The sequence below is a fragment of the Roseibium sp. RKSG952 genome, assembly GCF_009711355.1.
The window spans coordinates 12372-32471 of sequence record NZ_SMMF01000900.1 but is presented as its reverse complement, the minus strand read 5'-3'; the positions used below and the strand labels follow the sequence as shown (position 1 = coordinate 32471).

The following is a 20100-nucleotide window of genomic DNA, read 5'->3' as shown; positions in this document are numbered from 1 at the left end:
CAGTAAATGCTCAATCCAAATCCGCTCTTCGATCGAACGGGATCAACCCTCGGGATCATGGATGATCTTCAGGTCGCCGTGCATACCTACGACGGATGCGCACGCGGATGTCCGGGCTGTGTCGTGGATAAGCACTTCAAGAACAACTGGCGCTTTAGAAACATAATCCCGGCACCTGATATGTCGCTGATCCATTCCCGCGTCACGGAATATTACGACTGGATCAAAGAGAACGTAAACACGCAGGAGAAAGGTTACTTCGGCAAGAACGGCTTCACCATCGATCACTTCTCCTACACGTTCAGGTTCGGAAATCACTCCGAGTTACCACCTGAGGCCCTTGATGAGATCGCGGAAAGCATGCCTGCCGAATACAGGGTGTTCTCAACGGCACCTACGGAGGAGATCGTCAAGTTCGTCGATCTGCGCAAGCGCCACCCCGGCAACTACTACCTCGAGATCATTTACGACCCGGTCGCCGACAAGGCCGAGGACCTGCGCGACATGATCCTCGAGATGCGACGGCACAACATCCTCGGATACCCAGAGGTGCTGATCACCCGCAGACTGCTCGACGCGTTCACCCCCGAGCGCTTCGTCGATGTCGCCGTCGGTCCGCTGGGGGAGATCGGTACCCAGATGCAGTTCGGGAGATATACCCCGTCAAAGACGCGCGGGTACCGCATGTCACAGACGGTACACATCGACGAGGAGGTCGAATGGCTGGCGGAAGTAGCCAGGTTGATCGTAAAGCGACAATATAACATTCATCCGATCCCGATCGGCGAATACGCAGTCACGTTCCTCGACGAGTACGGCGAGCACGTCGCCCTCAATCACAACGGATATCTGGATCTGGAGAAGCTGCCGGAGCCGGAACCGTTCGACATGAGGAACGTGATGCGGAAGACCAGAGACATCTTCCTCTCATCCCTCTACGTCGATCACAATCTCGATCTGCACGTCTGGTCAGAATCGATGGGACAACACGTCCTGGACCGGAACTTCGGTTTCGAGCCGCTCGGGAACATCCGCGATCAATCCATCCAGAATCTCGTCACCGAGAAAGGAGGCGTGATGGACAGGATGCTTCAGGAGGTCCTCAGGAACCTGGTGTCGCACCCCAAATGCGGCGGATGCCGATACAAATCGTTCTGCGCCAGTCACGCGATCCCGCTCTTCCGGAAGTGGCAGGACGACGACGGCAAGCATTGCTACGGCTATCTGCCTGTCATTCGGGAATTCCAGAAATCGACGCCGTTTCTCGGAAACATGATCGACGGCTTCAAGGAACTCGGCTTCTGATGCGCGCGGTTTATGCGAAGCACAGGTGCCGTGTCTTCCGTCACGTCGAGCCGACCGTCCGGAAGAACCTCTTCGACGAGAACACGCTGACGCTCATCGGGACGGAAGACGAGATCTCGTCCGTCACCCGCATCGAAACGGGCGACAGGTCGGTCCGCATCGATCACGTCAGAGGGACCGCCGACCACGGTACACACATCGATCCCATGATCCCGATCGAATACCGCGGAGAGATCATTCTTCAATTGTTTCTGTGCGGCTACGAAGAAAGCGACATGACGGAAACAGTAATCGCCCACGCCGGAGGCGAGGCGAGGCGGCTCGTCCCCGAAAAGTCGGACGACGCTTCGTCGGAAAACATGTCGACATCGGTTCGCAAGAGCGAAGACGGCTGGTTCCTAAAGGTGGTCGCGCCGGAAGGGGCCGACATCATCTGGCAATTCCAGGCAGGTGGAAAGGAGCATGAGGTGGAGGCCGACCACGTCGTCGGAGAAGCTGAAATCAGGCTACCTTCCTACATGGGCAACAGACTCGGGATCTGCATCACGAGCCCGGAGATATTCGGTGGCGTCGAACACAAGCATCTGATCTTCGGAGAGGTAGGCCACCCCAGCGGCAGGCATCTCTGGAGCCGAGGGACGCTTTACGCGCCCAAGCTGGCCGACCAGTTCGTCTATAGATCGCTCATCATCGACTTCCGGCCGGGCGACGACTTCCCGAAGGACCTGCGATCCTTCGACGAAATCGAACTCATCGCCGAACAGGGAGATGTGGACGCGGCGTTAACAGCCATGAACGACTTGGGCGTCAAAGGGATTGTAACGTCGTTGTCGCACGCAGGTCGTCCAGGACCGCGCCACGGAGACATTGTGCTGCTTACCCCGGGCGATGACCCCATCAAGGACGAAACATGCTCGTACCTGCTCTTCAGGGATCAGGACGACCCTGACTATCCGGAACGACTGGAGGCAGCCGTGAGAGCCGCCAGAAGCGGCGCGGACAACCTGATCGAACTTCCGTGGCTGGGAGCCGCCACGCCCACCCTGACTTCCTCCGAGAGCCAATACGGGATAGCCTTCTCCGTTTCCGGGCCGGAAACCCGGAAGTCGAAAGTGTTCACCGCTAAAAGGGGGATGCTCCCTCAGAGGACACCGTGCGGTGATTGCCGCGAATTCAGGAGATGCTCGCTCGCCACCGCCATGCCTTGGCCAGAGCGTCTCGTGCCGGGCGACGAATGCACCATCAAGAACGCCTTCACAAAAAAGAACCCGTCGGGAAGCGCGTCCAAACGGCCTCTTAAGGAATACAGCTCGAAAGAATGCGCCCGAACCGCGATCACGGAGAAACGGAGGGCGCCCGATCCTCTTTAGCCTCGCGAAGTGCGTCAATGGCTTGTATTAAACCTTCACGAACGTAAGGATCACGGATAGCATCCCTCAAAACCAGAGCCACCTTTACAGGAAGAACGCGACTGATCGAAACGTTGAAGGCATCCTCGGGAGACAGTTCCTCCAGATCGGCATCCGGCGAAGTGCTCTCCACGAAAACCCACTCATCAAGAACATCCGAGGCACAGACATATCCACCAAAACGCTCGGCCAGGGAGGTCGCAATCTCCACGGAGGAATCAAACGCCCCTAAGGAACACAGCGTCGCCGGGCCGGAATATACATCCTTGCCGTCCACCGTATTTTGAAAAACAGACATCTGCCGAAGTTCGCCGGACTCCGGATCCAAGAACTTAAGCCAAACGAAATCGCTGAAATGCGCCTCGCAAACATCAACCTGACACTCGAAACGCTTGCCGAGCGCCTGAGATATCTCCTCATAGCCAGGGTTTCCGACCAACAGAACCTTCGTACTAACACCCATGATGATTAACTCCACACGAAACAGATAAACAGATCTGGAACTCGCCAGAATTGTTGAAGTTTCAGAATTAACCCGAAGAGCGAAACCAACAACCCCGAAAGACGACCGGAGACGCGACTCGCCGAACAGCTTTCGAACCAAGGTTCGACAACGGATACGGCTAAAGACCACCCGCACGATCGCATCGTGCGGGTGGTTAGAGGAGAGAGCAGGACTTTAATACTAGGCAGCGACCGAATCAGGAAGGAACCGCGAGAACTCGCGCCTCGGCAGAATTCCAAGAATCTCATCCGAATTCATCGCGGTCACGTCATATACTCGACCAAGCTGCTCGAAGACGACGATCAGTCGATGGATGCCGCCGCGGCCCATGCTTTTCGCACCCGATTTCACCTTTCCCTTAGTGGGATCGAAATACACTCGCTCGGCGAGGCGCACGAGTTCCGGGGACGAGGCGAACCCATGACGAGAGGCGATCTGCTCCAGCAACTTGGAGTGCTCACTGGGTTTTCCGTCGAGAAGAACCTTCGCGGCCTCGCCGTAGCGCATCACGCCTCGGACGGCCGACCTGGCGAGGTGGCGATAATGGGATTCCGAAGACCGACCGCCGATGCGCTCAACGATGTGGCGGGACGTGGCCCCAGTGAAGAACCGGTTTCCCTTCTTCCGGAAGATCAGTTCCCCAAGGAACGCGTTGATCCACGGCCAAACATCGTTGTCCGACATCAGGACCCTAAGTTGATCGGCGCTCAGATTGTCGACAAAAGACTTTCCGAGGTCGAATTTCGTAACGACACCTTCCAACGGTATCTCGATGTCCGCCATAACCACCTCGGTATAGGCCGGAGAGGTCAGGTGCTCCTCCGGAAACAAGGTGCGGACGCACTGCTCGTCCGAGCCGTCGATGAATAGCCTGAAGGCGTCGAGACCAGCCTCGTTGAAACGCCTGATTTCCGTAAATGACTTAACCATTGTTAATTCCTCTCGGCATAGCTGTCGGTTTGAGAACTTTGGATCAGGCGAGACTTGAAGGAGTGCTTCCTGGAGAACTGCCGAATAGCCTTCTCGATCCATTCGTCGATTTCAGTACGGCGGGCTTCATCGGCAAGAGCGGCCTCGACATCCATTCCGCCGCCGTGGGTTTTGGCGAAGCCGACCCATTTGGTCGTCCAGGACTCCTCACCATCGATGGCAGCTTCAAAGTCCACCACGGCTCGATTGACGATTGTTCGGAAGACATCCGGAAGAACGAAGGCGTGAAAGGTTGGAGAATTGCGGAACAAGCCGGCTTCATAAATCTCCCGGTCTATAAGGAGGACCGGACCATTTCCGCGGCTCCAGTCCAGAAACCAGGACTCCTCGCCGAGGTCGGCCGGCATGGTCTCGAGCAGTTCAGCGACGAGATTGCGGTCGTTCTCGGCCCTGAATTCATCGAGGCTCGCCAGGAGACGACCGCCGGGAGCGACGACGCGGAGATTAAACCTGATACCCATGAGGTCGTCGAACTCAGACAAATCGCACTGGAAAACCCAATCCGGACCGTTGGAGAGAGCCTCCCCGACCGTGCAGACAGCCCGGGAGAAGAGAAAGTCCTTCTTCGGCTGCTTGGCGAACACCACGATGCGGCTTTTAAGCCACAGATCACCGTGTATGTCGCCGCCGTGCTTCGGGAGCTTGAGGTTGTCCAGCAGCATTCGAACACCACCCCCGACGGCGGGTTCGGTTCTCAGGCGGACATCCGAAAGCCTGAGCCTCAGACGGTTGGTGTAATTGAGCGCCCTCTTGACGGAACCGGCCATATCAAACCTCCTCAACCTGTTTGTGTTTCACGTACACGTGCACATCCCGGATTCCGTCGAAGCCAGTCGCACGGATCTCACAGCCAGCGGAAACACCCCGGACCGCGACCTCGTTGCCGCTCAGTATCGCAACGGACTCGTGCGGACCGTTCACCTCAATGGAGACATCTTCACCGAATTCAAAGTCCCACTTCTCGTATTTCGGCTTGCCGGCGAAACCGCCGTAGAAAGCGGTAACGTTGAGGTCGTGACGGGAACCGTCCGCCGGTGCACAGCGGACCACGAAACCGTCATGAGTTTCGGAGACCGCGAATTTCTTGGGCTGGGGCACAAGCTCGAGTTGCGGCCGGGCGGTTTCACCGGCCTTCTCCTCCCTCGAGGGGCGGACGGTCGAATTGGTTGGAGCGTCAGGCGTGTAGAAAAAATCCTTCAACGCGTTTTTAATCGTCTTGCCGTCACCGGCCCCCGTCGCGAGAAGATACACGTCGGCAGCAACAGACTTGACGCGCAGCGTCCGCAGGGGATTGCGGTAGCTGTCCCTAACCAAACTTTCCCTCCAGGCGGTGTGGGAAACATTTTCCGCATCCCCAAGGAAGGTGGACAACACTTTGTCGTGCGTATTGAAGACCGCAACGTAATTCCCGCCCTTGGTCTTCTGACTGATAACAGTTACCCGGCCGCGGGCGTAAACCTCACGACAGGTATTCTTGTCCTCGTGTTTGCGGATTAGAAGTTCGCCGTAACCCTTTTCGATGCCGTCGCCGTCGCGACGACACACGTAGACCGGGAACTTTACCCTGATCGGCCGACCCTCCTCGAAGGCGACGGACAACTCCTCAAGTTCGGACTCAGTGAAGGATTCGCCGCTCACCACCCCTCGCGCGGTGCTTGAGGTCAGGCGGTCCGTCTTGAGATTGAAGGTGTCTTCGCGGGATGTCTGCACCAGTCTAATGAGAGGCACGTACTCGAGGGTCTCATCGAATTCGGAGGCGACGGACAGGATGTTGTTCTTGTCGAGATGGCGGTCGAATACATCGAAGCTAAGCTGGCCCTCGCAAATCTGAACGAAGCAGTGTTTGATCAACTCCCGCAGAATAACGTCCCGATCGATCTCCTCGGCCTTAACGTCATAAATGAACAGGGAAAGTCCATTTTTATCCGAACGATCAAATCCGAGACGATCGACCAGACGGGAGGCCTGACGGCCCACGATCGGCTCGGAACCTTCACCGGTCCTCACTCCGTAGTTGGCGACAGGCTCGTAGCGCGTACCGTCAGGCATGTAGTGAGGGAAGAGGATAGCCTGACCGTAGGCGACCAGGTTCGGAGAGCAGTCCCTTCGAGTGACCGCCATGATCATATTCCTGGAGGACAGGAGTGGTCCGGTGATCTTGCCAACGCCGTGACGACCGCCCGACGTGCTGTCATCCTTGTGAGATTCGCCATGTTCGAAGAAGTACTTGGAGAAGTTCTTGTATTCGCTGGTCTGTGACTGGGCGGGGTTCAGCGGACCGCGAAGGCCGCTGGTGCCGTAGTCCTCGTAGATCAGGCAGGTCGCCTCGTCCGAGACGGGTTCCTTCGGAAAACCAAGCCTCTCGCAGGCCTCGAGATGAGGTTCGAGACCATTCAGAAACGCGCGCTTGAATTCAGCGCGGTTCACCTTGGCGAGTTTGATCCTGATACGAACGCTGTTCTTGCCGAGGGAATTCGAGCTGGCCGCGTCGAGACTGTTCTGGGTCATCTCCCGAAGAAACACGTTCAAGGCGGTCGACGTGTTGTGCATGAATAATTTGTCGAGTTTAGGAACCTGGCTCGTCCCGAAGGGACTCAGCTGAGAGAGGGACCAGCCAAAGACACTCTCCTGGGCGAAATGCTGGGTGGAAAAGGTAGGCGGGACCATGTCGACCGAGGCGGTCGGTTGAGCCGTTAAGGATTCGCTCATAGTGAATCTACTCCGGAGTTATCGTCTGAATCCGCTGAAATTGCGAATATTGCAAAAACAGTTCCCTCGGTTTGGGGTAATTGTCAACAAAATATTCAAGGATTCGCATCGAATCCTTACATGAAATTCGCCCGCGCACGACGCGGTCTTTGAATTCCGCCGTTTTTAGAGGGACTGTCAACGACAAAAAAATGACGATGAAACGGGTGGACGACACTTCGGCGAGCCGAATCCTTGTAGCGTGCGCCGTATGCGCGGCCGGAATCGGGTTCAGAAGAGCCTTGAGACACTCAGGACGGTCTCGAGCGCGAGCTTGGCGGCGTTCTCTCCCGAGGAAGGAGCCGCCCCCGCAGAGCCAACCGCCGAGATCAGGTCGCTACCCCAGCCCAGACGCTGGCCTAGCTCGTCGTTCCGGGCGACGCTTTCAGAGAACATCACGGAGGAGGAGGTGAGCACGAGGCGCTTGCAGAATACGGCGAGAGAGCCGGAATTACCGATCTCGACGCTTGGGCAGGAATGGATACCCCCCTTGATCCCCTTGAAGAACCCGTAACCATCGTCAAACCCGCTGCCCGAGGGCGCGGCGTTCAATATCAAGGACAGAACACCATCTTCAGCGGAGCGCCGGGAAAGCCCGAATTCCACGGACGGGAATCTCACCAACCGAGAGGATGCGCACAACGCCATCGACATGCAGACCGAGGCGGGATGAAGGTCGGTGCAGGAAAACCCGGAGGCGGAGCACACGACACTGAGGAATTCCGGAGTAGCAGCGAGATCGTAAGGCCATTCGTCCCGGTTCGATGCCGCAACAAGCCCGACGGACAAACCGGATCTCGAGGCGAGTAGACAGGTAAGGGCCGCCAGAAGCGGATTTCCGGCATGAACCACGACATCGAATTCGAGCCAATGAGTAACGCAACCGTTGCCGGAACTGGGAAAGACGAGGTCGAATGCCGCGCCGAGACGATCCACCAGCCCGCCGGAGCCGGAGCCGCAAACGGCGTTGAACCGCACCGGCTCGAGGAACAGCGCCTTCTTTGGAATGACTACCTTTTCAAGGAGTGAAGCCATTTGGACACCTCCGGCGTTCCATGTTCCGCGATGGCCCGGTCGCACGAGGCAAACAGGCGCTTCCAGACGGGGCACAGATGAGTTTTTCCGTAAATGGATCCGGTTGCATGAATGCCTTCGCTCATGCACCCGCCCTGACAGGCCTCGAAATAGGGACAGGCCCGGCACGTCGGGTCGACATGCTTTTTCCGATCCCTGAGTCTTTCCCAGAGTTTGAGGTCAAATTCACCACTGAGCGCGTTTCCTATCGGGAACTGGCCGCTGTCAGCCATGTCGAGACACGTGTAAAGGGTGCCGTCGGGCTCGAGGTCCAGAGAAACCTCGGCGCAATTGCGCTGAAAAGGACAGACACTCCCGAGAACGGTCTCCGAAAGACGGCGACCCAAGAGATGCGTGAACGGCTCAACCGAAACGCTCGAACGCATAACCCAACCGTCGAACGCCGCACCCAGACCATCCACGAGATCAATCTCGGATGCACCGTCGATATCGCTGCCACCCTGAAAAACGGGGCGAAGAACGAGGGAATAACCCGCCTCATTGGCCGCCCCGACCTCGAAGGCGACGTTCGAAAGCCCCTCCTTGTCAACGACGAAGATCGCACTCGGGTTCTGCCGACGGCGCTTCATGAGCGCCTCACGCGATTTCGCGACGATCTTCCGATATGCGTCGGGATTACCCTTGACGGTTCGCTGGCCACCTCGACCGTCGACGGATGTACCGAGTCGGCCGCCGAAGAGAGCGGAAAGTTCGAGGACACGACGCTCGGAACCGATCAGGTTCGACTGAGCGCCGTCAAGGACGGTTCCAAATACGCCGGAAAGGATATCGCGAGCCGCATAAACGCAGTCGCGCATCTCGTCTTTGGGAACCAGGAGTATCTCTCCGCCGACGTACTGAACGGAAACCGTCGATCCGGGTCCAGCGCAACCCATGACAGGGAAAACGCTTTCGACAAGAAAGCCAAGCGCCGTAGATAGATCACCCGCGCTCATGCGCTTGTGAGGATCCTCCTCCCAGGACGAGCAATAGGAACAGTCGGCGTTGCACCCCTTGACGAGGCGAACGTGCAGGGTGAGGTGAGACCCCATGAGAGATCACTCGCCGCCGGACGCGTCCGAACTCGCCGAGATGTCACCATTCGCCCCGGACAGACCCGCGACAGCTGGAATTATGCCGTCATCGGCATCAGCGCAGGTGTCTCCGGACGTTTCGGACAAACGTTTGCTCTCATCGACGCAATTCTCCTCGACGCGATTATAGATCGCACCCATAAGGGAAAGAGCGAACTTGCGAAACTCATCCTCGCCGCCGTAGGACTCATGGAAGACGGCGCGCAGCTTCGCCTTCAGGGCATCGGCGCGCTCGACCGTCACCACCTCGTGGAATTGAGAAACGACCTGAGGATCGACAGGGGCGAAGGACTTCGCCATTTCCGGATCAAGAACCTCGATGAACAGGTATTCCAGGTAGCTCGAGACCGGCAGGAGCCGCTGGGTCATATTGGCTTGACGAACGTAGGCGCGAGCGAATTCCAGAACCCTGTCGACAAACGCGTCGAAGGAACCGTCGTCGGAGGATTCGGGTGGGAGAAGGGCGAGGGAGCAGTCCATGGAGGACGCGGTCGCGAGCATGTGGCGCGGATCGGAAATCTCGGCCGAGCCAGGTATTTCTACGGTGACATCGATTTCGGCCATGGTCGCGGAGATGACGATGTCGAGCGTCGTATCGGAGAACTCTCCGTCCTCGATGACCCCGACGAAACCGATCTCGTGAAGACCCTCGGGCGGGGTCACGTCGTCAACATCGATAATGACGCCGTGTACGGAGGCTCGCTTGACCCCGTCGAATTCCACGATTTCCACGTCCGGGTGCGCGGACCCCCTTTCGATCAGTTCGCTAAGGAGCGTCATCAATCGAATCCTTTCAGGAGATGAAGATCATAATTCGCGTAGAAAACGAGATCAGCGCCAGCCGCGCGATCCGTGACAGGCCGAGTGACAGGCCGAATGACAGGCCGAGTGACAAGCGGCATGGCAATTCGAGTAACAACTGGGTCCGCCGACGAAATCGTCGGAGGACGCTGACGCGACCATGCCCTCGGCTTTCGGAAAATATTTCGCGCTCAGAGTGGTGTTGCCGGTTCCGAGCTTCGAGGCGAGAACCGAGAAGGACGCGGACACTGCCTGCCTGACGTTCTGCTTCGCGACGGCGGCTTCGACCCGAGCCTCCAGCTCGGGATCAACCGAAACCGTTTCGACCTCGACGACACCTTTGCTGTTTTGAGCTACGTAGGCGAGCGCCTGGGTGGCGACGAGCGCCATGGACGCCGAAACAATAACACCAGCAGTTTTCAACCCAACAGACATCACGCCACCTCCCTCTCTTAAGCGCTCATTGCAATGGAAGCCGCGGCCTCGAAAAGCTTCCTGCCGCCGGAGCATTCCCCGGAGCCGTCATCCATCGAAAGAGCAAGACATCCACTCGAACATACTGACCTGAAATCGCAGTTGGAGCAATCCACGATCTGTCGAATCCTTCGTTCCTCCTCAAATCCAAGGGGAAAATTTAAGGATTCGTTCGCGGACTTGTTGTCGGATTCCGAGGTGAGGGCGGTACAGCCCCGCTTGTAGCCAGAGGAATCGATGGTATGAAAACGCGTATCACAACCGCCGGACCAGCACCCGTATCCGCCGCACCTTGCTCCCATATCTCTGACGGAGGCCACTAGGCCGTCGAAAGGAGAGAGGCTCAGGAGAGCGCCATTGCCGTCCTTGCGCCGCCACAGTTCATACGCCTTCAGGATGCGCGACATCCCCTTGGAATAAGCCGCGTTGTCGACGCCAAGGCGAGACCAGTTGGCGCGGGCGTAGCCCGTCTCCGTTAATCGCTCGATGTGCGCCTTGCGCACGCCCATCGCGAGCATTTCGTCGAATAGATCGAAGGGATTCCTGAAGCGCTCGAAAAACACCCGCGTCGCCGTCATAACCAGGTAGGGGGCGAGGCCGTCCGCGACCAGATGGGAGAGATTCTTCCGGAAGGCAACCTCGTAATCGGCATTCGTCTCCGGCCGACCGGCGCGCAGAAGCCGGATTACGGGATCCCAAGAAACCCCGACGTTCCCACCGAATTTCTCTAGATAGAGATCGGCCCATTCGGCGGAATAGGTCATCAGATTGGTCTGAATTCCGTGATCCCAGGTGAATTCGGGGCCGGCCTCTTCGATGGCGTTAATCGCCTCGCGAAGCCAGTTCGAACCGAACATGGTCGGCTCGCCGCCGTGCCATTGGAGAAGAATGCGTTGACCCGGCTTGGCGAACGAACGGACCACCTCGGCGGAAGCCGCGACATCTTCGATGGACATCCGCTTGGGGTTTTTCGGGATGAAGCAATGTTCGCAATGAAGGTTGCAGCCCTCGAATATCCGCATATAGACTAGGTGATCGAATGTCGGAGCGAATGGAACTCTCGCACTCATGCCGCGCACGCTCCTTGTTCAGCATTTCCATATTGCGTCGCCGCGTCGAGTTTCGCCGACCGTTCCGTCTGCCGCAGATAAGCCATAGCGATATCCCTGTTCCCCGGAACCTCGAGCCAGGAACGCACGAAGGTAAGGTGCGTCTTGTAACCGGAGCATTCGTCCTCGCCCTCGGATGGTCCGTTTGGCGTAATGGGGCACCCGGAGCCGCAGAACGACGAGTTCTCGCAGCTCATGCAGTAGTCCTTCTTGTGGGTCACGCTTTGATGCCGGATCCATTTTCGACGGAACCGGGACTTCAGAAACGCCTCGTAGCCGTCGAGGATGTTGCCGTGAGATTCCTCGAAGGAGGCCTTGTCAGGGCAGGTATTCAGAGACCCGTCGGGTTCAACGACGACGAAGTCATTCTGGCAGGAACCGCCCCAGCGATCTCCGCCGATGTCGAACATGACACCGGTCAGGGCACCCCGCGCCGTGCCAACGACGGGAGAGCTTCCAGACCGTTCCATCTCAGCCATGAGGGCCGCGAAAAGCCCCGTCAGAAACTTCGCGTGCTGAAAGTTGCTTGGGCGGTCGTCGAAATACGTACCGTAGGCGTTGTAACGATCGATGTTGAACGCCTCGAACCCGCGATCGACGAACCATTTCACGATATCGGCCTCCCGGCCGAGTTCACGCGTGGTCGGAACGACACCGGGAATGACGGTCACGCCACCCGCTCGCGCCATATCGACCTTCTTCATCCAGAGGATGTGATAAGCCTCGACAGACCCTTGAATCATCCGCTGGGAGAAGTCGACGGAAGACCCGACAAACCCGTCGTGACGTCTCGCGAAGAGTTCGACGTGCTCAGGACGAAGTGGAATGAGCGAAGTCTGCATGGACTCGGTATGCCCAGGGAGTTCCCGGTCTAAAATCTCCCCGGCCTCGAAATACCAGTCCGCGGAGATGGTCAGCGGTTCGCCCCCGTGCCACAGGATGTGTGCGCCCCGGTGCCGGCCACGCTCGGCCATATCCCTGAGAAACCGCGCCGTCTCCAGAACCAGATCGCCGTTCATTCGACGCTTGTCCGCACGCACCTCCTCGGGGAGATAGCAATGCGTGCAGCCGACGTTGCAGCGATTTGTGGGTTTGACGTACGCCGTGATCATGCCGCCTCCACGATACCCATGCGCCGACGGGTCGCATCCGGATCGAGACCATATTTGCGAATGGCACCGTCGGCCTCGCCGGAGCGAATGCTCTCCTTGATGCGTCCGAAAACCATCTTCCAGGAGTGGCAGTAATGGAACTTGCCGCCCAGCCCCTTCCCATAGAGGACGGAATCTCTCATACAGCCACCGCCGCACTCGGCGAAATGATCGCACGTCCGGCAATCGTCGGGCAGATCCATCCGGCGGCGACGCGCCGCCTTCGCGGCCTGGGTCGCCAGCATCTGCGGAACGCTGTGCTCGTTGATGTTTCCGAAGCGGTACTCGTCGTCCCCAAGATCCGCGAACTCGGAGCAGTTGTAGGCATCGCCGTTCGGTTCGATACCCAGAAACTTTCCACCGCACGACCCGGTCCACGGACAGCGCATCGCCTCCAGGCCTATGGTGAGCTTCATCATCTCGTCGAGAGGCGTGACAACGAAGTCGGGTGTCTCCGAAATCCAGCGTTCATAGATCTTGAGCAGCACTCGACCGTAAGTCTCGGGGCTGAGCATCTCACCCATTCCCTCGTCCCGGCCCGCCGGATATCGATAGTTCATGCGCAGATCGAAGCAGAGATCTCCGTAGGACAAGGATTTCTCGTACATGACCATGGCGAGTTCGGAGGTTTCTTCCGTATAGGTTCCGATGACCTTGGGCCTGAAACCGTCCTTGAGAACGGCATCGAGACGCGACCAGAAGATCTTTGAATAAAGCGCGGTCGAACCCTTGTATTCCCGGAACTGCTCGTCGGGATCGAAGCTCGTCGAGATGGATCCCTGAAAGGGGCCGCCGATCAGATCGCGCCAGCGCTTGGAGTCGTATCCCAGGATATTCGACTGCATGGAGAATCGGATGCCGGGCTTGATAGACTGAACGTAGTCCCAGGCCTCCCAGTAAAATTTCGGCCCCATCAGCATGGGTTCGCCGCCGTGCCAAAGAAGGACGGCCTTCGGGTCGAGATAGGGATGGAGCTTGTCGAAATAGCCCTTGAAATCGTCTATGGACCACTTCGGAGCGCCGTTCACCTCGGGCGGCGCCGCGCAATAGGTGCAGTCTGCGTTGCAGAACTTAGTCGGCTTGATGATGACGGTTCCTATGCCCATCGGGTACCCCGTTTCTCTCGTTTCGACGGAAGCTATCACCCGAAATGCCGACAGGCAAGGATTCAGTCACAACAGCAATTTCGAATCCTTACCCTAACGTTTTCCCCGCCCTGAAGGAAGGGGTTTGCCGCACTTCTGGATTAACCATAGTAGCAGTAGGTTTGGGCAATCGCCTCAGGCGTCACACCTGCGGCGGATTGACCTCTCCAGTTAACCCGCCAGGACGACCCGTTATGTGAAGCGTAAATAGCCCCCGCAACGTCAACATATGAGTCTGGATAGATGCCCGTAACGTAGCCGCCCGACGTGGTGAACCGTAACTGCGGGACGGATCGGCGTGAGATTGTCCTATTATACAGCATAATCCTTGCCCGACTTGTGTCGCCTGCGCAGTTCGGCTTGGGCACAATATTGTTCGAAGGCGTGACCAGATAGGAATATTGAGCAACCTGACGGGGAAGGAGGTCGGAAAGCCTCAACCCGCCCGTATTGAACGAACGGCCACTACTCCCGGATTCCAAGAGAGAATCGATAACCATTCTGTTAGCATCTATACGGTTAGTCGTCGTCGTTCCATCGATATTGGCGTTCGCATTAACACGCAAGGATTCAGTCGTAGTCCTGTCCTTGACAGTCAAATCATCGCCAATAGATCCATCGTTACCGACGTAGAGGCTGTTTCCAGCGGTCACGTTGCGACCAGCATACATGTTTAGGTCGGCATACACGTTTTGGCCAGCATTAACGTTCCGAACGGCACGCACATCCCGAGTGACACGTACATCCCTCAGCGCCCACAGGTCCCGACCGATGGTAACGTCGGTGTCCATACGGATGTTCGAATTGCCGGAAATCCTGGAAACGCGATAGATCTCGTTTGAATTCATATCAATATCGGTGTTCATCCGGTTCGCCTCGGGGATACCGATGTCGTTTCGATAGAGATAATCGGTCAACAGACTGCCATCCTCAAAAGCGAGAGTTGCTGCAACGCGCCCCTGAGAAGGGCGGGTCGATGCAGGACCCCAGCGAGTAAAACTCGTTCTCCAACCGCCGTAGGCGCCGACAACCTGCCCAGCGTCTCCCGCAAGTGGCTTGGTCGGGACATAACCGCCCGCCGCGCCAATCATGCTAGAAATTCGAGCAAGTGTCGCGTCAGGAATCTGACGGCCACCATAAGAGACGACGAGGGCGTTAATTTGATTAGCCGATGTACTTTGAATCAATAGAGCATGACGCTGACCATAACCATTAACGTCAATAAAAGAATCTGGAAGGAATCCCTCAGCCTGAAGACTCCCGGCAGGAGCTGAAGATCCCCCACTTGAACGCCCGGCCCTAACAACGGTTGCCCCCGGCGCCTTCGGAGCTTTAGATACGAGTGTGGCGTAGTTCGCCTTGATGTAATTGTGTGCGGCCTCCTTAACCTCAATCATCTTCATGGACACCGCACGGGCGCGGGTAAGTTCCGCGTTTTCGGCCATGGACGTAACAATAGCGGCGGTCACGACGGCGAAAACCGCCAAAACGAGAGCCGTTTCGATCAAGGTCATACCGCGACGACGGCGGCTTTCAAAAAACCGGGCGACCGCGTGCCTACGTTCTGCCTGTTCCATTTCCGTCTCCGAAACAAAAGATCATGAGTTACCTGCAATCATACAGCGGCCGGCCGTATTTTAGGGAACCAGCTTCGAAACGATGACGGGAGTTCCATCCTTCAAAACAGTCCCGGCAAAGGGAGAGGGGAGCGCGACGACGGCCGTCGGCTCCAATCCATAACTGTAGTTCGGTTCCACGATCCTGTCAGTCGCGTTCCAGAAACCGACTTGCGTCGTCTGTCCACCCGTTTTCACCCGAAGAGCAGCCGCCACGCGGGCGGGCGTGACGTTTCCCCTGGCGACGAACCCGTCAGCCATGTAGGTCACCAGAAGATTGCTCGCGGTATCGAATCGCGTCGTAAAGTAGCCGCGTCCGACGATTTTACCCGCAGACATCACCGGAGCGAGATAGCCCGCCGGATCGACAACCCCCTTAGCGCACCCGACATCGATGCACCTGTCATGCGCGCCTCGATGCCACAGGGACATTTGCTCGGCGACGGCGAAAGACTCGACGTGATCAATACCATGGTCGGCCTCCAGGAGAAAAAGCCACATGGACATCAGCATGATGGACAGGGAAACGATGAAGAGAATTTGCATCGCGCGCTCCTACACCCCGACCGGATTTTCGCCGCGTCGCATGAGGTTCTTCTGCTGTTCGATCGAGGTCGAGATCTGATTGATGTGTCCGTCCCGAATCATGTTCCGGAGACCCTTCTCGTTGCCCATGAAGAGCTGCTCGATCTCGAGCCTCTTGCGGCCACCTCGCGTCACCAGACGCTGGTGAATGACCCCAGCGAGACCGTCCGCGAGCAGGGATTGCGCGAACTCAAGGCTTTCGTCGGCCGAGGATGTCAGCTTCAACATGGAGTTGATGGCCTCCTCAACGGTGCCCGCGTGAATGGTCGTGATTACAAGGTGCCCACTGATGGCGGCGCGAAGCGCCTGTCCAGCATCCTCTGCCTTCCTGAGCTCACCGAGAAATATGTATTTCGGCGTGTAACGCAGAGCCGAGACCAGAGCCTTACCGAAGGTTTCCTCCGGGGCGAGCTTGATCTGGAAACACTGCCCAAAGGGGCCGTGAGCGCCATCGAGGATCAACTCAGGCGGATCCTCGATTGTCACCGCGATGTCGCCGAAGGTCAGGAGGTATTCACGAAGAAGCGAGCACGCCGTGGTCGTCTTTCCGTTTCCGGTGGCACCCGCAATGATGATCAAACCCGATTTGGCACCCATCTTGGCTTGTTTGCCCAGCCACCCGAAGTGCCTAAGCGTAGGCACGTTGAACCCCCCGAGATCCTTGAGGCGCGGGATGACCGTCTTGGATTTGCGGAGCGTGTACCAGTCCCCGTTGATTGAGGGAATGGTAGACACCCTGTAACGAACCTCGTCGTGATCGACGAAGAACTCCCGCTCCTTGTTCTGGACTTTCTGCTGAACCAACTGGTGAACGATATCGATGTCGTCAATGGCTCCGGCAGGGACAACCTGCAAGGGGCCTTTGGCATCCTCGATCCCGCGGATCTTAACAATCCCCTCGGTCTCGCCGATATAGAGGTCGGTGAATTCCAGATCAGACAGACGAATAGCTTCCTCGTATTCGGTCGCCTCGTTCGAATCTGATACCTTAAGTTCGTTACCCATTTATCCTCACAAAGAATTCGAAATCTGCTGCTGCAGCGAGAAGATGCCCGAGGCGATCCACGCAAAGACGACACCCAGCAGGATGATCGAGGCGTTACGCACGATGCCCGACTGCTGCTTGACCAGGTCAACGGAATCATCAAGCCATTCCGTACCCATCATCTCGAGGGATTCGTTGAAGCGGTTCAGATCCGCATAGGAGCGAATGTCCTGAACGGCTTCCTTGTCGGGAAAATCAAAGCCCGTCATATGAAGGGCCGCACCGAGGTTGTGACCGTTCTTGACGTTCTGAGCTGTGTGATAAAGACGCTCGCGGTAATACGGCTTGGCACCCCGCTGAAGCGTTGAAAGGATGTTCGGAACCGCGATACCGGATTTCAACATGCCCGACACGGTCAACAAGAAACCGGAGCCAACGACGAGACGGTAAAAGGACCACGGTGGAATCTTGTCGAAACGAACCCGAAGCCTGCCGGTCCAACGGGACATCGAAAAGATGCTTAAAACGACCAGAGCAACAACGACCGTCAGCACAATGGCCAGCCAATTGTGAACGAAATCGGACATAAGAGCCATGTGTGCGCCGGCCCCCGTCCATTGCTCGCGCGGCATGACCGTTTCGAACTCCGGAATGACCTCAACCCCGAAAATAACCATGAAACCGATGGCGGCAGCGACGAGCACCAACGGATAAGCAAGACCAGCGATGATTGCGCTCCTGATCTGCTTCACGGACTGACCGATCAGGATGGACTTCTCAATCGCCGTCGGCAGATCGCCCGCCTTTTCGCCACCCTCGATGACGAGACGATCACTGTCGGGGACCCACCCCTGGATCGCCTGACCGAAGGTTTTACCGTCACGGATCGAACGACGCCACTCGTCCAGAACGACCGCCTGGATCGCCTTCGGCTTCTTGCCGTCGTCGGAGGCGTGCTCGTACATGATGTCGAGCGCTGCCGACAAGGAGACGGAGTTGCCAAGGAAGCGGACGAGCTTACGGAAGACTCGGGTCCGGGTCTTCGTGCCGAACTGAACCCTCATGAACCAACGATTGAACGATTCCATCATTCCCTAATTCCTTCACTAAGCCATATCGAATCCTACAACAGACTTTCGCCGGCGAGACCGCTCGCCTTAAAGGCGATCCAGCCGTTCCCGAATCCATGCGCCGCGCTCATCCTCAATCTCGGAGATGAAACCGATGTTCGACTCGATCTCCCGCGGGTCGACCTCGCCGCGCATGACGCGCAGAAGTCCGTGCTCAAGCATCGTCAGCCCCTCAAGGTTTGTTTGCCAATGCTTGATGGCCTTCGCCTTCGAATCGTTCCGCATCAGGTCAAGGAATTCCTGATCTGGCACGATGACTTCCGCGACAACGGTACGGCCGGAGAAGTAGCTGTCGTAGTCGGGATCCAACTCGTTGGCACCGGCGAAGCGAATGCCCGATGTCTTGTCTCCACAAAGGACTCGAATCTTTTTGACCAGCTCCACCGGAAGGAACTCGCGCTCAACCCCTTCTTCAAAAGAAATCTCCCTGTCCTTAACGGAGCGGCGCACGAGACGCTGACCGATGAGGCCGGACATGTTCGAGGGGTCGCAAAGCTTGAAGAGTTCAACGTTTAGGTCGCGGAGACGGTCGATGATGCTGACAGCGTCGTTCGCGTGGAGTGTCGTCCAGACGGCGTGACCCGTCATCGCGGCCTCGAACGCGAGCTTCGCCGACGATGCGTCGCGAATTTCACCGATCATGATAATGTTCGGGTCGGAGCGAAGAGCGCCGGCGATAGCCGCCCGAAACTTCTCGGCCCTCTCCTCGGCGGTCTGAGCGTTGGTGACCGGAATCTGAGCGGCCCCCTCAATGATGTATTCGGGCGGATCCTCGATGGTCAGCGTAGCCAGTCCGGACTTCTCCCGCATCAACGCCGTCAGCCCGCGCTGCAGGGTCGTCGACTTACCCGAGCCGGTTGGACCGGAGATGACGTTCACCCCGACTGGGCGGCGGCGCATCTTCTTGATCTGGTCGATCTGGCTCTTTGTGTAGCCGAGCGTATCGACATCATCGTTGCTCCCGACCTTCTGATTGTAGAGAAGGCGGGCAACCATGTGGCGGCCGCCACCCGCAAGCGGGTTGAATTGTAGGCGAAGAGACTGAACGTCGCCCTTGAAGTTCAGGGATTTGAGCTTGGCTTCGTTAATGCGGGCACCTTGTTGTTCGTTGGGCATGTATGTTGGATCGGAGGCGTCAGCCATGTTGAACGCCGACTGGCACAGCTCTGAGGCCTCGATCGCCGTCATGTCCTTGACGCGCGTCAGAAGGTTGTCGACCCTGAATTTAACCTCGGCCTCGTAACGACGAACGAAGATATGGATGTCGGACGTACCGAGAGCGGCGGCCTCGCTGAGGAGGTTGATGAAGGCCTTTTCCATGGCCACGGCCTGCATCGGCACCTCGCCGGAACTGCCCATGAAGATGCCGGAACGTTCGTATGCCGAACGAACCACGTCGAGACCAACGAGGAACTCCTTGCGCCAGGTGAAACCCCTGCGACGCAGGAGGGACTTCGCTGTGGAGACCTCGTGCTGCTTGGCATTCGACTTCGAGACAATCAGGACCGGGGAGTTCGGAAAGTCCAGGAGCGCGACGAACTGCATCTGCGCCGGACTGATCGGAACCATGCCGCTCGGAGAGGTAATGATGTTACCGGAGAACTCCTTGATCTCGGTGAGTTCCTCCGGGCTAGGTTCGACGACCTGACTTTGCCTGTGCTGAACCTTCTGTACCGGGCGACCGCCCTTACGCAAGGAATCAATCGATCCGCCCTTACGCGAGGAATCAATCGATCCGGATTTGCGCGAGGAATCAATCGATCCGGATTTGCGGGGTTTGGACGAATCCCTTGATACGGCTCGACGCACCGCCGGAGGCTCAGGAGGCCCCTGAGGCCCCTGAGGCCCCTGAGGCCCCTGAGCCTCCGGAGTACGCGTGCGCTTAACCTCCTTGACCGGGGCTTTCCCGGGTAGACCGCCCGTAAGAAACGAAAGAAGCGACAAGTAAATCTCCGGCTATTCTTGAGAACGAGCCGTCC

At 57.6% G+C, this 20100-nt stretch carries 18 protein-coding genes; 2 read left to right on the top strand and 16 right to left on the bottom strand.

Annotated elements, in window-relative coordinates; genetic code table 11:
- Positions 1-6 precede the first annotated feature (6 nt).
- Entirely contained in the window at positions 7-1305 is a 1299-nt protein-coding gene (locus E1297_RS16500; RefSeq protein WP_155140141.1) for a hypothetical protein, read from the top strand.
- Positions 1305-2675 carry a hypothetical protein gene (locus E1297_RS16495; RefSeq protein WP_155140138.1) on the top strand — a complete coding sequence of 457 codons (1371 nt, stop codon included), beginning with the start codon at positions 1305-1307 and terminating at the stop codon, positions 2673-2675. Before E1297_RS16500 ends, E1297_RS16495 begins: the two co-directional genes overlap by 1 nt.
- Here the strand turns inward: E1297_RS16495 and E1297_RS16490 are convergent.
- The 16 genes from E1297_RS16490 to E1297_RS16415 all read right to left on the bottom strand — a co-directional run bounded on the left by E1297_RS16490 (position 2641) and on the right by E1297_RS16415 (position 20065).
- The gene (locus E1297_RS16490; RefSeq protein WP_196223334.1) at positions 2641-3354 is read right to left on the bottom strand and encodes a hypothetical protein; all 714 of its coding nucleotides are present in this window, start codon (positions 3352-3354) and stop codon (positions 2641-2643) included. The genes E1297_RS16495 and E1297_RS16490 overlap by 35 nt on opposite strands.
- 45 nt (positions 3355-3399) lie before the next feature.
- Positions 3400-4149 (bottom strand): hypothetical protein, encoded by a 750-nt coding sequence (locus tag E1297_RS16485; RefSeq protein ID WP_155140134.1) that lies wholly within the window; start codon positions 4147-4149, stop codon positions 3400-3402.
- A 2-nt stretch (positions 4150-4151) separates the two neighbouring features.
- Positions 4152-4976 carry a hypothetical protein gene (locus E1297_RS16480; RefSeq protein ID WP_155140132.1) on the bottom strand — a complete coding sequence of 275 codons (825 nt, stop codon included), beginning with the start codon at positions 4974-4976 and terminating at the stop codon, positions 4152-4154.
- A gap of 1 nt (position 4977) precedes the next feature.
- The gene (locus tag E1297_RS16475) at positions 4978-6918 is read right to left on the bottom strand and encodes a hypothetical protein (protein WP_155140130.1); all 1941 of its coding nucleotides are present in this window, start codon (positions 6916-6918) and stop codon (positions 4978-4980) included.
- 270 nt (positions 6919-7188) lie between these two features.
- Positions 7189-7992: a hypothetical protein gene (locus E1297_RS16470; RefSeq protein WP_155140128.1), complete on the bottom strand. Its 804-nt coding sequence runs from the start codon at positions 7990-7992 to the stop codon at positions 7189-7191.
- A complete protein-coding gene (locus E1297_RS16465) occupies positions 7968-9083 on the bottom strand; it encodes an SPASM domain-containing protein (protein WP_155140126.1) in 1116 nt (371 codons plus the stop codon). Before E1297_RS16465 ends, E1297_RS16470 begins: the two co-directional genes overlap by 25 nt.
- A gap of 6 nt (positions 9084-9089) precedes the next feature.
- Positions 9090-9905 (bottom strand): hypothetical protein, encoded by an 816-nt coding sequence (locus tag E1297_RS16460; protein WP_155140124.1) that lies wholly within the window; start codon positions 9903-9905, stop codon positions 9090-9092.
- A 51-nt stretch (positions 9906-9956) separates the two neighbouring features.
- Complete coding sequence (locus E1297_RS16455; RefSeq protein WP_155140122.1) at positions 9957-10361, bottom strand: hypothetical protein; 405 nt, start codon at positions 10359-10361, stop codon at positions 9957-9959.
- A gap of 17 nt (positions 10362-10378) precedes the next feature.
- Positions 10379-11422: a radical SAM protein gene (locus E1297_RS16450; protein ID WP_209015817.1), complete on the bottom strand. Its 1044-nt coding sequence runs from the start codon at positions 11420-11422 to the stop codon at positions 10379-10381.
- 44 nt (positions 11423-11466) lie between these two features.
- Positions 11467-12621, bottom strand: a complete 1155-nt coding sequence (locus E1297_RS16445) for a radical SAM protein (RefSeq protein WP_155140120.1) — start codon at positions 12619-12621, stop codon at positions 11467-11469.
- Complete coding sequence (locus E1297_RS16440; protein ID WP_155140118.1) at positions 12618-13766, bottom strand: radical SAM protein; 1149 nt, start codon at positions 13764-13766, stop codon at positions 12618-12620. The genes E1297_RS16445 and E1297_RS16440 overlap by 4 nt, the downstream gene beginning before the upstream one ends.
- 140 nt (positions 13767-13906) lie before the next feature.
- Complete coding sequence (pilV, locus tag E1297_RS16435; RefSeq protein WP_155140116.1) at positions 13907-15382, bottom strand: shufflon system plasmid conjugative transfer pilus tip adhesin PilV; 1476 nt, start codon at positions 15380-15382, stop codon at positions 13907-13909.
- Positions 15383-15442: 60 nt separating this feature from the next.
- The gene (locus tag E1297_RS16430) at positions 15443-15967 is read right to left on the bottom strand and encodes a hypothetical protein (RefSeq protein ID WP_155140114.1); all 525 of its coding nucleotides are present in this window, start codon (positions 15965-15967) and stop codon (positions 15443-15445) included.
- Between the two features lie 9 nt (positions 15968-15976).
- Positions 15977-17011 carry an ATPase, T2SS/T4P/T4SS family gene (locus E1297_RS16425; RefSeq protein ID WP_155140113.1) on the bottom strand — a complete coding sequence of 345 codons (1035 nt, stop codon included), beginning with the start codon at positions 17009-17011 and terminating at the stop codon, positions 15977-15979.
- Between the two features lie 6 nt (positions 17012-17017).
- The gene (locus tag E1297_RS16420) at positions 17018-18082 is read right to left on the bottom strand and encodes a type II secretion system F family protein (RefSeq protein ID WP_155140111.1); all 1065 of its coding nucleotides are present in this window, start codon (positions 18080-18082) and stop codon (positions 17018-17020) included.
- 66 nt (positions 18083-18148) lie between these two features.
- Positions 18149-20065, bottom strand: a complete 1917-nt coding sequence (locus tag E1297_RS16415; protein ID WP_196223333.1) for a GspE/PulE family protein — start codon at positions 20063-20065, stop codon at positions 18149-18151.
- Positions 20066-20100 lie beyond the last annotated feature (35 nt).

What these genes read in the sequence shown, in the direction of transcription:
- E1297_RS16500 (WP_155140141.1), top strand. Translation starts at nt 7, where the DNA reads ATGCTCAATCCAAATCCGCTCTTCGATCGAACGGGATCAACCCTCGGG.
- E1297_RS16495 (WP_155140138.1), top strand. Translation starts at nt 1,305, where the DNA reads ATGCGCGCGGTTTATGCGAAGCACAGGTGCCGTGTCTTCCGTCACGTC.
- E1297_RS16485 (WP_155140134.1), bottom strand. Translation starts at nt 4,149, where the DNA reads ATGGTTAAGTCATTTACGGAAATCAGGCGTTTCAACGAGGCTGGTCTC.
- E1297_RS16480 (WP_155140132.1), bottom strand. Translation starts at nt 4,976, where the DNA reads ATGGCCGGTTCCGTCAAGAGGGCGCTCAATTACACCAACCGTCTGAGG.
- E1297_RS16475 (WP_155140130.1), bottom strand. Translation starts at nt 6,918, where the DNA reads ATGAGCGAATCCTTAACGGCTCAACCGACCGCCTCGGTCGACATGGTC.
- E1297_RS16470 (WP_155140128.1), bottom strand. Translation starts at nt 7,992, where the DNA reads ATGGCTTCACTCCTTGAAAAGGTAGTCATTCCAAAGAAGGCGCTGTTC.
- E1297_RS16465 (WP_155140126.1), bottom strand. Translation starts at nt 9,083, where the DNA reads ATGGGGTCTCACCTCACCCTGCACGTTCGCCTCGTCAAGGGGTGCAAC.
- E1297_RS16460 (WP_155140124.1), bottom strand. Translation starts at nt 9,905, where the DNA reads ATGACGCTCCTTAGCGAACTGATCGAAAGGGGGTCCGCGCACCCGGAC.
- E1297_RS16455 (WP_155140122.1), bottom strand. Translation starts at nt 10,361, where the DNA reads ATGTCTGTTGGGTTGAAAACTGCTGGTGTTATTGTTTCGGCGTCCATG.
- E1297_RS16450 (WP_209015817.1), bottom strand. Translation starts at nt 11,422, where the DNA reads ATGCGGATATTCGAGGGCTGCAACCTTCATTGCGAACATTGCTTCATC.
- E1297_RS16445 (WP_155140120.1), bottom strand. Translation starts at nt 12,621, where the DNA reads ATGATCACGGCGTACGTCAAACCCACAAATCGCTGCAACGTCGGCTGC.
- E1297_RS16440 (WP_155140118.1), bottom strand. Translation starts at nt 13,766, where the DNA reads ATGGGCATAGGAACCGTCATCATCAAGCCGACTAAGTTCTGCAACGCA.
- pilV (WP_155140116.1), bottom strand. Translation starts at nt 15,382, where the DNA reads ATGGAACAGGCAGAACGTAGGCACGCGGTCGCCCGGTTTTTTGAAAGC.
- E1297_RS16430 (WP_155140114.1), bottom strand. Translation starts at nt 15,967, where the DNA reads ATGCAAATTCTCTTCATCGTTTCCCTGTCCATCATGCTGATGTCCATG.
- E1297_RS16425 (WP_155140113.1), bottom strand. Translation starts at nt 17,011, where the DNA reads ATGGGTAACGAACTTAAGGTATCAGATTCGAACGAGGCGACCGAATAC.
- E1297_RS16420 (WP_155140111.1), bottom strand. Translation starts at nt 18,082, where the DNA reads ATGATGGAATCGTTCAATCGTTGGTTCATGAGGGTTCAGTTCGGCACG.